The sequence below is a fragment of the Synechococcus sp. HJ21-Hayes genome, from assembly GCF_024345835.1.
Lineage (GTDB): Bacteria > Cyanobacteriota > Cyanobacteriia > PCC-6307 > Cyanobiaceae > Vulcanococcus.
Genome location: NZ_JAGQBW010000007.1, coordinates 34,870 through 47,253 on the forward strand (window position 1 = coordinate 34,870; position 12,384 = coordinate 47,253).

At 67.0% G+C, this 12,384-nt stretch carries 15 protein-coding genes; 4 read left to right on the top strand and 11 right to left on the bottom strand.

What is annotated here, in order from left to right; genetic code table 11:
• Positions 1-2: 2 nt before the first annotated feature.
• From KBZ14_RS07010 to KBZ14_RS07050, 9 genes are all read right to left on the bottom strand, one after another.
• Positions 3-1,433 (bottom strand): TldD/PmbA family protein, encoded by a 1,431-nt coding sequence (locus KBZ14_RS07010; protein WP_255117716.1) that lies wholly within the window; start codon positions 1,431-1,433, stop codon positions 3-5.
• 140 nt (positions 1,434-1,573) lie between these two features.
• On the bottom strand, positions 1,574-2,659 hold the full coding sequence (gene acsF, locus KBZ14_RS07015; RefSeq protein ID WP_255117605.1) for a magnesium-protoporphyrin IX monomethyl ester (oxidative) cyclase: 1,086 nt from the start codon (positions 2,657-2,659) through the stop codon (positions 1,574-1,576).
• A gap of 87 nt (positions 2,660-2,746) precedes the next feature.
• The gene (locus tag KBZ14_RS07020) at positions 2,747-3,181 is read right to left on the bottom strand and encodes a DUF2996 domain-containing protein (RefSeq protein ID WP_255117606.1); all 435 of its coding nucleotides are present in this window, start codon (positions 3,179-3,181) and stop codon (positions 2,747-2,749) included.
• A 60-nt stretch (positions 3,182-3,241) separates the two neighbouring features.
• Positions 3,242-3,739: a hypothetical protein gene (locus KBZ14_RS07025; protein ID WP_255117607.1), complete on the bottom strand. Its 498-nt coding sequence runs from the start codon at positions 3,737-3,739 to the stop codon at positions 3,242-3,244.
• A gap of 4 nt (positions 3,740-3,743) precedes the next feature.
• Positions 3,744-4,373 (bottom strand): flavin prenyltransferase UbiX, encoded by a 630-nt coding sequence (locus tag KBZ14_RS07030; RefSeq protein ID WP_255117608.1) that lies wholly within the window; start codon positions 4,371-4,373, stop codon positions 3,744-3,746.
• Between the two features lie 3 nt (positions 4,374-4,376).
• Positions 4,377-6,680, bottom strand: coding sequence for an RNB domain-containing ribonuclease (locus KBZ14_RS07035; protein WP_255117609.1), 2,304 nt, complete (start codon positions 6,678-6,680; stop codon positions 4,377-4,379).
• Positions 6,681-6,792: 112 nt separating this feature from the next.
• Positions 6,793-7,107, bottom strand: a complete 315-nt coding sequence (locus tag KBZ14_RS07040) for a TMEM165/GDT1 family protein (RefSeq protein ID WP_255117610.1) — start codon at positions 7,105-7,107, stop codon at positions 6,793-6,795.
• 5 nt (positions 7,108-7,112) lie between these two features.
• The gene (locus KBZ14_RS07045) at positions 7,113-7,484 is read right to left on the bottom strand and encodes a TMEM165/GDT1 family protein (protein WP_255117612.1); all 372 of its coding nucleotides are present in this window, start codon (positions 7,482-7,484) and stop codon (positions 7,113-7,115) included.
• A gap of 5 nt (positions 7,485-7,489) precedes the next feature.
• Entirely contained in the window at positions 7,490-7,861 is a 372-nt protein-coding gene (locus KBZ14_RS07050; RefSeq protein ID WP_255117613.1) for a YkgJ family cysteine cluster protein, read from the bottom strand.
• Positions 7,862-7,978: 117 nt separating this feature from the next.
• On the opposite strand from KBZ14_RS07050, the gene psb30 reads away from it, so the two are divergent.
• On the top strand, positions 7,979-8,086 hold the full coding sequence (psb30, locus tag KBZ14_RS07055; RefSeq protein WP_094589557.1) for a photosystem II reaction center protein Ycf12/Psb30: 108 nt from the start codon (positions 7,979-7,981) through the stop codon (positions 8,084-8,086).
• Positions 8,087-8,180: 94 nt separating this feature from the next.
• Here psb30 and recJ read toward each other — a convergent pair whose 3' ends face one another.
• Positions 8,181-10,085: a single-stranded-DNA-specific exonuclease RecJ gene (recJ, locus tag KBZ14_RS07060; protein WP_255117614.1), complete on the bottom strand. Its 1,905-nt coding sequence runs from the start codon at positions 10,083-10,085 to the stop codon at positions 8,181-8,183.
• 82 nt (positions 10,086-10,167) lie between these two features.
• Here recJ and KBZ14_RS07065 point away from each other — a divergent pair, with 82 nt between their 5' ends.
• Genes KBZ14_RS07065 through KBZ14_RS07075 form a run of 3 tightly spaced genes read left to right on the top strand, consistent with a single transcriptional unit; the run spans position 10,168 to position 12,148 of the window.
• Complete coding sequence (locus tag KBZ14_RS07065) at positions 10,168-10,926, top strand: HAD-IA family hydrolase (RefSeq protein WP_255117615.1); 759 nt, start codon at positions 10,168-10,170, stop codon at positions 10,924-10,926.
• Positions 10,923-11,267, top strand: coding sequence for a DUF565 domain-containing protein (locus tag KBZ14_RS07070; protein ID WP_255117616.1), 345 nt, complete (start codon positions 10,923-10,925; stop codon positions 11,265-11,267). Before KBZ14_RS07065 ends, KBZ14_RS07070 begins: the two co-directional genes overlap by 4 nt.
• Positions 11,264-12,148, top strand: a complete 885-nt coding sequence (locus tag KBZ14_RS07075) for a hypothetical protein (protein ID WP_255117617.1) — start codon at positions 11,264-11,266, stop codon at positions 12,146-12,148. The genes KBZ14_RS07070 and KBZ14_RS07075 overlap by 4 nt, the downstream gene beginning before the upstream one ends.
• Here KBZ14_RS07075 and rpmF read toward each other — a convergent pair.
• Positions 12,112-12,288 carry a 50S ribosomal protein L32 gene (gene rpmF / locus KBZ14_RS07080; protein ID WP_255117618.1) on the bottom strand — a complete coding sequence of 59 codons (177 nt, stop codon included), beginning with the start codon at positions 12,286-12,288 and terminating at the stop codon, positions 12,112-12,114. The genes KBZ14_RS07075 and rpmF overlap by 37 nt on opposite strands.
• Between the last annotated feature and the right edge of the window lie 96 nt (positions 12,289-12,384).

Here is a 12,384-nt window from a genome sequence, read left to right on the forward strand (position 1 = left end):
GCTCAGCGGCCCCCCACGGTGATCGAATCCACCTTGATGTGGGGTTGCCCCACGGTGACGAAAATGCTGCCGCTCACGGAGCCACAGAAGCCGGCCGCGAGTTCCAGGTCGTTGGCGCACATGGAGATGCGCGGCATCACCTCTTTGGCTTCACCGATCAACGTTGCACCCTTCACCGGCTTGGTGAGTTGCCCGTTCTCGATCAGGTAGCCCTCCTCCACAGCGAAATTGAACTGGCCGGTGGGGCCAACGCTCCCGCCCCCCATGGACTTGCAATAGAGCCCCTTGTCCACCGAGGCGATCAACTCCTCGGGTGTGTGGGGGCCGGCGGCAATGAAGGTGTTACGCATGCGGCTGGCGGCGGCAAAGGTGTGGCTCTGGCGGCGGCCGCTGCCGGTGCGGGCGTGGCCGGTGCGCAGTTCGCCGGCTCGGTCGGAGATGAAACGCCGCAGGATGCCGTTTTCGATCAGTACGGTGCGCTGGGCTTCCATGCCCTCGTCGTCCATGCAGAGGGAGCCAAAGGCTCCATCGGTGAGGCCCTCGTCGATAGCCGTAACCGCTTCATGGGCAATGGGTTCTCCCACCTTCTCGGCAAATGGGGTGGTGCCCCGCTCCACCTGGGTGGTTTCCAGCAGGTGCCCACAGGCCTCATGGAAAATCACGCCGCCGAAGCGGTTGGCCAGCACTACCGGCAACTGGCCAGCCTCCACGTAGTCGGCGTAGAGCATGCTGCCGGCGCTTTCGCACACCTCCTGGGCGCTCGCTTCGGCATTCCAGTGGCGCAGGTCGTCAGGTCGGCCGGAGGTGCCGTAACGCCGGCCTACGCCAGCCCGGTGGTCGCCATCGGCGGCGAGCACGTTCAACCCCACCGACTGGTGCAGCCGCACATCGCGGGCAAAGGTGCCGTCGCTAGCTGCCACTAGCACTTCCTGCCAGTCGCGTGCGTAGCTGCCGCGGCGGGCCTGGAGGTGGGCGCCGTGGCGCTCCAGCAGAGCGGTGCCCTCCAGCAGCTTGGCTGTGGCCTCCTGGAGTTCGGGGCAACGGGCCAGCCAGTCGGTTTTGGTCGCTGCGAAGTCGCGCAGGTTGGCCAGGCCGTCGAAACCGCTGAGCGCGCCCTCGCTGCGCTGCAGTCCGAGCATCCCCAGGGCCTGCTCGAGGGCTCGCTGCAGACCGGCATCACTGAGGTCGTTGGTGCTCACGAACCCATCGCGGTCGCCGCGGAACACGCGGATGCCAGCTCCCATGCCAAAGGCGGGGCTGACGCTGGTGATCGTGTCCTGTTCGGCCAGCACGCCGATGTGGTCGGTGCGCTCCAGGAACACCTCCACCAAGTCGGCTCCCGCTGCTCGGCCGCCGGACAGTAGGGCTTCTAGCCGGGGCTGCCAGAGGTGATTCAGCTGATCGGTGCGGGGTCCGGGGGACCCGGCCGGAATTCCGGTGGGGGAGGCGGCGGAAACGACCACGCGTTGGGAGAGTGCAAGGTGAAAGCCAGGACTGGTCCTAGCAAAAAGGCCCTGGCCGCAGTGGCCAGGGCCCTCGGGATCTGCCGGCAAGGCCGGCGGCTGGTGAGACCTCAGCGCACGGCTGGCTGGTACTGCTCGCTGCGAATCGGGTTCATCAGGAACAACTGGGCCATCTCTAGGCCATTGGCTGCCCAGTAAGGCAGCTTGCGCAGCAGCTTGATCGGGGCCGGGGCTGTGCCCTCATCCGCCTTGGCTAGGGCGTTGTTGTTGCTCACCAGCCGCTCGAGGCGCTCATAGAAGCGGGGGTGCTCCACGTTCAGCACCACGGGGAACACCCGGGCAGACGTCTCGTTGGTCTTGGCGATCACGTACTTGTCGTACGCGCGGGCATCGAGCCCTAGGGCCTCGTAAAACTCCTTGCGAGCCACGTCGCGCACGTACATGGTGGCGAACACCGCTAGGAGGAAGAAGCGGCACCAAAGCCGGGCCCGCAGGCCGGTGACGGTCTTGGGCTGTGCCTTCATCAGGGCATCGAAGAAGTCGCCGTGGCGGTTCTCGTCCTGGCACCAGTTCTCGAAGAAGTTGAAGATCGGGAAGATCTTGCTGTCGGGGTTCTTCTCGAGGTGGCGGAAGATGGCGATGTAGCGCCAGTAGCCAATCTTCTCGCTCAGGTAGGTGGCGTAGAAGATGTAGGCCGGTTTGAAGAAGGTGTAAGCCTTGCTGGCGGTGAGGAAGCCGAGATCGAGCTGCAGGCCGAAATCGCTCATGGCCTTGTTGAGGAACCCGGCATGGCGGGCCTCATCCCGTGCCATGTGGGCGAAGCACTCGGCCAGGAGCGGGTTCTTGTCCTTGATCCGACGGCTTAGTTCCTTGTAGAGGAGGAAGCCAGAAAACTCGGAGGTGCAGCTCTGCTCCAGGAACTCCACGAACACCCGCCGGGTGTCCGGATCGAGCTTGTCGGCCGCGCCTTCGAACTCCTCGTTGCGGACGAAGTGGTGGCGGTTGTAGTCCTTGCGGAACTCCTCACAGATCGCTTCGAGCTCCGCCTCGTTGGGGCGAAGATCCATCGCCGCCATGGCGTCGAAGTCTGTGGTGTAAAACCGCGGGGTGAGGATCGTGTCCTTCACAGGGTCCTTGATCGCCGGCGCCTCGGGGGTGCCCATGGCGGGGGTAGCAACGGCTGTGGGGGGCACCATCGGGTGTCGCAGCTATGGACGGAGCAGCATCGTAGGAGCCGCGGCGTCCTTGCCGGCGCTCTGTAAACAGTCTGGGCTCAGCCCCGGTTAGTTGGCACCCAGCCACTTCTGGCCGTTGAGCCGCTGTACCAGGCGCGACACCAGCAGGGCCAGGGTCATTTTCTTTTCATCGATCAGAAAAGACTCCAATACCGTCGGCTCGGCACCAGCTTCCGCTACCGCGATGGTTTTCGCCGAACTGATGGCGTCGCTGGTGAAGCAGAGCCAGAAGCGCCGGGCCCCTGGCAGCACTCCTTTCACCATCCAGCAGCTGCTGCCCACCACAGGCATCGGACCCTGCTCAAAACTGATGGTGGTCTCCGGTCCGCCGTAGGCCTTGATTTCCTTGGCGAGGGCCGGGATCAGCAGATTCGGCACAAAGTCGGAGAAGGCCTGATCTTCAGGCGCCGGCGGCTTCACGGCCTTGGCAGGGGATGCCTGGGCCGTCGAGGCGGCGGGTTCGGGTCTGGCGGAATCGGTCACCGTCGCGGGCCTAGGGCAGAAAACTGGTCCGAACTTTAGGGAGGCCCCGCGGCCGTTTCGTCACCAGTCGTCGCTTGAGGGTGTGTCCCAGCCGTCGCTATCACTGGAACCGTCGCTGGCAGCGGCCGGTGGGGCCATGGTTGTGGCTTTGCGAATCACCCGGAAGGGCACCGAAACCGTGGGCGGCGGATCGGTAGGGGCGCGGCTGGGGCCGGCCCATCCCCCCCAGTTTGCGGGCGCTGAGGCGTCGGGTTCACGTTGGTTGCTGCGGCCGCTTGGCTCGGTCCACTCCTCCTGGCGGGAGGCGCTGCCGCCACTGCGCCGCACCTGCCGGCTGGGGGCGGGCCCGGCACTGCCCTGCAGGGCCAGGGCGGTGCCCGCGGCACTGAGGCCGGCACCGGCCGCCGCCGCCGCCGCCATCCAGGTGCCCACTGGCCAGGCGGGGCTCCGCCAGATGAGCAGCTGCAGGCTGGCACCGGGCCGTGGATTCAGGGCGCCCACCAGCAGCACCGCCAGCAGCGGGGTGAGCAGGGGGAGCAGCAGAAAACGTTGCAACACGGGGTCAGGCTTGAATCGGTCCACTCCAGCGGCGCAGGGGGCCGAGGTCGTAGCCCAGGCAATCGAACACCCGGATCACCAGAAAATCCACCATGTCGTCGATGCTCGTGGGCTGGTGATACCAGGCGGGAACCGGTGGGGCGATCCGTGCCCCAGCCTCCGCCAGGGCGGTGAGGTTGCGCAGGTGAATCAGGTTCCAGGGGGTTTCCCGCGGGCAGATCACCAGCGGGCGTCCCTCCTTGAGGTGCACGTCCGCTGCACGCTCCACCAGATCGGTGGCCACCCCCGCGGCGATCCGTCCCACCGTGCCCATGGAGCAGGGCAGGATCACCATGCCGCGGGTGCGAAAGCTGCCACTGGCTATTCCAGCCGCCTGGTCGTTCCAGCGACGGCAGCGCAGCTGACCGCCGCTGGTGCCGGTGCGCTCGCGCCAGAACTGCTCCTGGGCTTCGGGTTCACTGGGCACTCGCAGGCCCAGTTCCGCTTGCCACACCCCGATGGCACCGCGGCTCACCACCATCTCCACCTGCTCGCCGGCCTGCAGCAGCAGTTGCAGGGCCCGCTGGGCTAGGGGCTGGGCGCTGGCGCCGGATACCGCCAACACCACCGGATCGACGCCTGCAGTGGGGGGCACCGATTAGGCCTCGTCGCCGTTGAGCTCGTCGTCGCCATCGGGCTCGTGGTCGGCGTGGCCGCCCTTGTCGTACTCCTCGTAGCCCTCGGGGAGCACCACGGCCAGGTCGATCTGATGACGCAGCACATCCACTTTCTGGATGATCACCTCCACTTGGTCCCCGAGCATGTAGGTGCGGCGATTTTTGCGGCCCACCAGGCGGTTCTGGCGGGAGCGGTACTCGTACCAGTCGTCCTTGAGGGAGCTCACGTGCACCAGCCCCTCCACTTGGGAGGGAGGCACTTCCACGAAGAAGCCATAGCTCTGAACGCCGCTGATCACACCGGTGAGGGTCTGGCCCACCAGTGGCTCGGCCTGACGGGCCTGAGCCATGGCTAGGGCATCAGCTTGCAGGTCGATGGCGAAACGGGAGCGGGCGTTGAGCCGGTGCAGCAAGGCTCCACTGCGGGCTTCCTCCACGGGGGTGAGGTTGCTCGGGGCGAGCAGGGGCCAGTCGATGGTGCCGTGGCTGCTGTCACCGGCGATGTCCACCCGGGTCTTGTGGCGCACGGAGGGGCGGTCTTTGCCCTCGCAGAGCAGGAGCACAAGCACGTGCTGGTTCCACAGATCGGCGTAGTGGAGGGCGGGGTAACACCAGGGGGCAAAGGCCACCGGGTCCCCGGCCAGCATGTTGGCGCCCGGTTCCATTGACAGGCTTACGGGGCGTAGGGGGTCCTTGAGCTGCTGCTGCAGTACCCGGCAGCGGTCGGTGGCGGCAAACGCCACGGCCAGTTCCTGGGCCGTGGCGTTGCCATCGGTGGCGAGCTCTAACGGGATCTCCAGGGCCAGGGCCGCCTTGGCGACTTCGTTCACGGCCTCGCCATCGGGAGCCGGGTTCTGGGCATAGATCGCCGGTAACTCCAGGGCGGCCAGATGGCGGCCCAGGGCACGATGGGCCGGCAGGATCAGCTCCCGCAGCAGGCCCATGGGCTCACGGCAGGGATCCAGCTGCACCATCCAGCCCTGGCGAGTTTCATCCGGTTCGGGAATGGCCAGATCACCCAGCCCGTCGATGGCCGGCATGGCCAGGGCGAGATCGATGGAGCCTGCGGCGAGCCGCTGCTGGCGCAACAGACCTGCCAGGTCCACCAGTTGTTCGAGCAGGGGCAGCACCTCCTTCACGGCCTTGAGGGCCGCAGGTGTGGTGCGGGCCTTGGGCTTGCGTTCCGCGAGGGCCTGCAGGGCCTTCGTGTCCACCAGTCCGTCAGCCTTGATGGTGCTGCGGCAGAAGCGGTAGTGCTCCAGACCCCCATCGCTGCTGAGCTCAAGAGCCACCGAGAGGGCGGCTTCCGGGGTTCCCACCTTGAAGGCAGAAGCCTTGCTCAACGCTGTGGTGAGCAGCGGCAGCCAGCGAGGACCCACACACAGGGCTTCCGCCTGCTCTCGTAGGAAGAGATCGAGGTTGCTGCCAAAACCCACCCGCTCGGCCACTGCCGGGGCATGCACCCAGAGCCGCAGGCCGGTGTCGGTGGTTTCGAGCGACACGGCCGGCAGGTTTGGTGCGTCTGTGCCGCTCCAGCTCTGCAACAGCAGGGTTGGCAGGGCGGTGAGGTCGTCGCGATCCTTCGGTTCGGGGGTCTTGAGCGAACCCTTGGGTGTCGCGGGGCGTTCCCGCAGCCCATGCTTGGTGAGCAGTAGATCGAGATCGGCCTCCGGCCCCGCATTGATCGCCAGGCTGCGGGCCACATGCCCCTGGGGGGCAAGCTGCCCCACCGGGTAGCGATCCACCTGTACCTCCACCACGGCCTCATCGGCCGGTTTCAGGTGCTTGGCATCCCCCTCCGGTAGCTCTAGGGCCGTCAACAGCCGATCGTCCAGGGGCACGGCCACCAGCCGCTCGTTCTGCTGCTCCACCTGGGCCAACAGGCTGGTGGTGTGGCGCTCGAGGATGCACTGCACTCCCCCTTCGGGGGAGCGGCGCCGACCGCCCTCACGGGTGATGCGCACCAGCACCCGATCACCATTCCAGGCGTGGTTGAGCTGGTTGTCGCGGATGTAAATGTCTTCGCCGCCGTCGTCCCGGAGGGCGAAACAGAAGCCCTTGCTGCTGCAGCGCAGCCGCGCTGTGATCAGTCCGTCGTCCTGAACGCGGCCCACCCCGTCGTCGTTCTCCTCGAGAACGCCCACCCGCACCAGGCCGGTTAAGGCGATGCGGAGCTGGTGCTTGTCGGCCTCGGCACTCAGCCCCAGAGCCTTTTCGAGCTTGGCAATGGGGAGATGCGCCTCGGCGGGCAGCTGTTCGATCAGGTCGGCGACCGTGAACTTCATTGGCGGTTTGGGAGGGCGCGGTGGCGGCTGTTGGGGCCCCTGGAGTGCGTGTCCAGCGATGCGCTATCGGAACGGCAACAACGCCCCGATGGCCAGCGCCAACTCCGCAACTTTAGGGATTGGTGGTCGCGGTGTCTTCAGCACCGTCGTCGCTCTGTCCTGACTTGATCACCAGCCGCAGCCCAATGACCAGAAAGCCAATGGAGGCAGCCAGTTGCAGAGCATTGGGGGGAATCACCGCCGAGAGGGAGCCGCCGGCGCCGGCTCCCAGCAGGCTGGCCAGAACCAGAGCGGCCGCACTGCCTGCAAACACAGCGCCACTGCGGTTGGAGGTGCCGCTGATGGTCACGATGGCCAGTTGGGTCTTGTCGCCGAGTTCAGCCAGAAACACGGTGGCGAAGGTGGAGGCCAGAAGAGGAAGTTGCATGGCGCTCAGGAGGCGAGGGGGAGCATGCTCACAGCGGCCTGACGGCCCAGCCAAAGGCCCAGGCCGATCATCAGGATGCCCGCCAGCCGCTCCAGCTGCTGTGGGGGCAGAACCCGGGCCAGCCAGCGGCCGAGCAGCACCCCCACCAGGCTGGAGCTGATCAGCGCCAGGGAGGCTCCGATGAACACAATCACGGGCCGGCCCGACTCTGCCGAGAGCAACAGGGCAGCCAGCTGGGTCTTATCACCCAGTTCCGCAAGAAAGACCGTGGTGAAGGTGGTGAGGAAGACGGCGCCAAAACTGCCTGCAGCCGTATCGGCGGGCGTAATGGCTTCTGTGCCCGTTCCGGTGTCGGTGTCGGCGGGGTCCTGGGACATGGAGGTCAGAGAGCCTGTTCGGGGGGCTGCCGGATCGCCTGCTCGAAGCGTCGCATCACCATGCCACGGCCGCCATGTTCGCTGCGAATCTGCTGGCGGCAGCAGTTGATGGCGAAGGCATTGGCCTCCTCCGCTGGAACCTCAAACAGGCTGGCCAGGTTTTCCACCCGGCAGAACATCGGCCGGTCCTCATAGATGCGGCAGTTGCTGGAGCCTGTGTCGAAGTGGATGCACCAGCCATCCGGTCCCACCATGGCCAGGTATTGCTCCTGCTGCTCTTCGGTGAGGGCGGCTAGGGCCTCCTCCCGTTCACCTGGATCCAGGCGGCAGCAGGAGCCGCAGCCGCTGATGCAGCGCCAGTGCAGGTCTGCGCTCATCGCGGCAAGCCCTGCGGCTGTGACAAGCCGTCACAGTGCGGCGTCGGCTCCCTTGGGGAGGTCCACTGCGGACCGTAGGGTTGGGACTGACTTGTGCAGCCGCTGCGCCGTTCTCCCATGGGAATCGACTTCCATCTGATCGCCAACTTCGCTGCTCTGTTCCTGATCACCATCGCCGGGCCGGCTGTGATTTTCATCCTCTTCTACCGCCGCGGCGCCCTCTGAGCTTCGGCAGCGTCCAAGCTCCTAACCAAATGGGGCTCAGCCCCCTGGCTCTCGAATGGGAAAGCCAGGGGGTTTTTGATGGCCGTGGCCTGCTTCAGGCCACCAGCCCAAGGGCCATGGCAGCGTCCTGGACCAGGGCCTGCACATAGGGGTGGTTGGCCTGGGGATGGTCGGCGCTGAGGCCCTCTCCCGCCAAGGCCAAGCCCCGGAGTTCATCGCCGGCGGCATTGCGGATGACCAGGCCATCCCCGTCCCGGGTCACCCAGTAGGTGCGGCCCTGCCGCTGTAGGCGCACCGCGTCCGCGCAGCTTTCCCGCAGGGCTACCAGCTCCAGCTGCAGCCGTTCTTCCCCCTGCCAGCGATTCAGCCGCAGCCTGTAGGCCACATCCACGTGCTGGGGCAGGGTCCAACCACCCTGCCAGCGCCAGGCCACGGCACGAACCCTGGTGTCGCCCTGGCCGAGGGTGAGTTGGAGATGCCCCCCCCGCAGCTCTTTTTGCTGGGTGACCCGGCAGCGGCTGCTCCAGAAGATCGGAGTGGGGTGCCCGATGCCAAAGGGCTCCAGACGTTGCAGTTGCTGCCACAGGCCCCGGTCGATCTGCTCGAGCTGCAGCAGAGCCTCCGGCTCCACCACCAGGCCACTGCCCTGGTGGGTCAGCCAGACCGCCGCCATGCCGTTGAGCGCCTCATGCAGGGCCGCCACCCGCTCCGCCAGCACGGTGAAACCGCCGGCGGCCGGATGGCCCCCATGGCGTTCCAGCAGGGCGCTGCACTGCTGCAGGGCCTGGTCCACGGCAAACCCCTTGGGCGCCCGCACGGAGGCGCGCAGTCGGCCATCCCCCTCGCTGGCCAGCAGGGCTGCCGGCAGCCCGAATCGCTCCACCAGTCGGGCCGCCACGATGCCAATGACGCCATGGTGCCAGTGGCTCTGGGCCAGCAGCAGGAAGGGGCTGCGCTGGGCACCATCGGCATCCACCAGGGCTACGGCCTCCGCCTCGATCGCATCACACAGTTCCCGCCGCTGACGGTTGAGGGCTTCGCACTCCCGGGCCAAGTCGAGGGCCCGCTCCTGGTCTGTGGTGGTGAGCAGCTCCACCACCAGCTCGGGGTCGCCCAGGCGTCCCACCGCATTGATCCGGGGGGCGATCTGGAAGCCCACGGTGCTCGCATCCACCGGAACGTCGTCCAGCCCTGCGAGCTGCTGCAACGCCTGCAACCCCGGCAGGGCACTGGCTTTCAGCCGTGGCAGGCCGTCCATGAGCCAGCGACGGTTCACCCCCTGCAGCGGGGCCATATCGGCGATGGTGCCGATGCAGAACAGATCGAGGGCCATGGCGAGCCCCTCCTCCGAGCGAAAGGCCTTGGCCAGGGTCACCGCCAGTACGTAGGCCAGCCCCACCCCGGCTAACCCGCGGTACGGCGACCCCTCCGGGGTGCAGGCCGGGTGCAGCAGGGCCAGGTAGGGCGGATGCTCAGCCGGCAGGGTGTGGTGATCGGTGAGCACCACATCCAGGTCGAGCGCCTTGGCCCGCTCGAGGGCCTCGCGGGCGGCGATGCCGTTATCCACCGTCACCAGCAGGCGGATGCCCTCACCAGCCAGCCGCTCCACCATGGCGCTGTTGAGGCCATAGCCATCGTCGAGACGGCTGGGGATGGCAGCCACCGGTGCTGCCCCCAGCCGTTGCAGTACCCCCACCAGTAGGGCCGTGCTGGTCATGCCATCGGCGTCGTAATCGCCACAGATGGCCACCGCCTCGCCTCCCTTACAGGCCTGACGCAGGCGTTTTACGGCGGTTTTCAGATCCGGGAAATGCTTGGCAGGATCGGGTGCCTCGGCGGGCTCCAGCAGGTTTTCAATGGCTTCCCGGCTGCCCAGGCCCCGCCGCTGCAGTACGGCCAGGAGGGGTTCGCAGAGCCCCAGGCTCTGTAGTTCAGGGTTCGGAACTGCCGGTACGGGCAGCTGCCAGCGTTGCTCGGGGGCAGCGGAGAGCAACAGCATCGGCCCAACAGGAGTCCATCCTGCAGCGTCATGCCGGGACGATCCAGCGCCCTAACCTCCTGGCCACGGTTGTGATGGCCCGGTGCCCTTTCCCGCGGCGCTTCTCTGGGATGTGGATGGCACCCTCGCCGAGACGGAGCTCGATGGCCATCGGCTCGCCTTCAACCGCGCCTTGGCCGAAGCGGGCTTGCCCTGGTGCTGGGATCCCGCCACCTATCTCGCCTTGCTGCCGATCAGCGGCGGGCGGGAGCGCCTGCGCTTCTTTCTCCAGCAGGTGGAGGGTGCACCGCCCAGCGCTGCGCGCGTTGAGGCGTTGCAGGCCGCCAAGCAGCGCCATTACGCCGCCCTGGTGGCCGCGGGTGGCCTGGGCCTGCGGCCTGGGGTGGCCCGGCTCCTGAAGGCTGCCGCTGCCGCTGGGATTCCCCAGGTGATCGTCACCACCAGTGGACGCGCCGCAGTGTCTGCCCTGCTGGAGCAGGCGTTGCCTTGCTCACAGCCGTTGTTTCGTTTCTGGGTGTGTGGGGAGGATGTTGCCCGTAAGAAGCCCGATCCAGAGGCGTACCGCCTCGCCTTGGCGCAGCTGGGTTGCGATGCCGCCCAGGCTCTGGCGATTGAGGATTCCAGCAATGGACTGCGGGCGGCCATGGCCGCAGGGCTGTGCACCCTGGTGACCCGCAGTGCCTCCAGTGCGGCTGAGCCCGTGGAGGCGTTCAGTGCGGCAGCGGCGATGGTGGATCACCTGGGTGAGCCCGGCTCCCCCTCCGTGGTGTGGCACGGCCCGGCTTGCCCCGATGGCCACATCACGCTCTCCTACCTGCAGCAGCTGTTGCGGCGGCCATGACCCGACTGCCCCTCCAGGCCACCCGTTTCAACCGGCTCCAGCGCCGCGTGGTCACGGCTCTGGTCGGTGGTTTTCGCGGCAGTTGGCGTCGCCGCAGCCTGGGCCTGCTGGCCCTGCTCCTGGGCCTCTATGCCGGCAACAACCTCACGGCCTACTGGCTGCAAAAACTGGGCCAGCGGCCCCTGGTGGTGCTGATCACGGTGCTGCTGGTGGAGCTCCTGGTGCGCCTGCGCACCCATCTCGTGAAGGGTCAGCCGGCCCTGGCCTGGGTGATGCTCGACAACCTGCGCATTGGCGTCGTGTACGCGCTCATGCTGGAGGCCTTCAAGCTGGGCTCATGACGCTCGAGTCCTGGATCCTGGCCGAGCTCAGCGGGCGGGTCAGCCGAGCTGAGCGCCCCTTCATCGGCCTGAATGGACCCGTGGGGGCAGGCAAGAGCACCCTGGCGCGTCATTTGCAGCGGGTATGCGCCAAGGCTGGGCTGCGCTTGGCCGTGGCGTCCATCGACGACGCCTATCTGCCCTGGCAGGAGCGGCAGCGGGCCATGGCCGGCAATCCCTTTGGCGTCACCCGGGTACCGCCCGGGAGCCATGAGCCGCAGTTGCTGCTGCACGGGCTGCAGGAGTGGCGGGCCCAACCTGCCGAGGGCCCCGCGCAGCTGGTGCTCCCCCGCTTCGACAAAACCCTGCGGGGTGGCGATGGCGATCGGGTTGCCGATTGGGATGGAGAGGCCGATGCCTTGCTGCTGGAGGGCTGGCTGGTGGGCTGTTGTTGTTTGGATCCGGGGGCTCTGGAGGCTGGCCTGGTGAGCGATCAGGGCCTCGAGGGGGTGTCTGCGCTGGAACGGCAGTGGATACCCCACTGGAACCAGCAACTCGTGGCCTATCAGCCGCTGTGGGAGCAGCTGGATCTGCAGCTGGTGCTCTGGCCGGCCCGCTGGGAGCTGCCCTTGCGCTGGCGCCTTCAGGCCGAGGCACGCCAACGCAGGCGCGGCGGAGGCTGGATGGCACCTGCCGCGCTCAGTGCTGTGGTGCGAGCCAGCCTGAGTTCACTGCCTCCCCGGCTCTATCAACGGCCAGTGCTGCAGCGGGCGGATTGGGTTCGCGTGCTGGATGGACAGCGCCGCACCCTCTTGGAGGGAAGCGGCGCTGGGGTGTTGGAACAAATCGAGGTGGCTCGTGAGGATCAGGCCTCGTCGCCTTCCTCTTCAGCCACGGGGTAGACGAAGCCTTGGGCGCGGCCACTCAGTACGGCCTTGCCGATGGAGAGGGCTTTTTGGGCGGCAACAGCTGCCTTGCCTTTCCAAGTGGCGTGGCGCTGGTTGCGCTTGCCCTTGGACGTTTTCTTCTTGGGAACAGCCATCCCGCTCTCGATATGCCAAACCAAGATCTTCCGCTGCCGTCCTCCCTTTCGTCAAATCGCTAAGCTCGGGCCACTAGTAGATCCCTGTGAGCAACG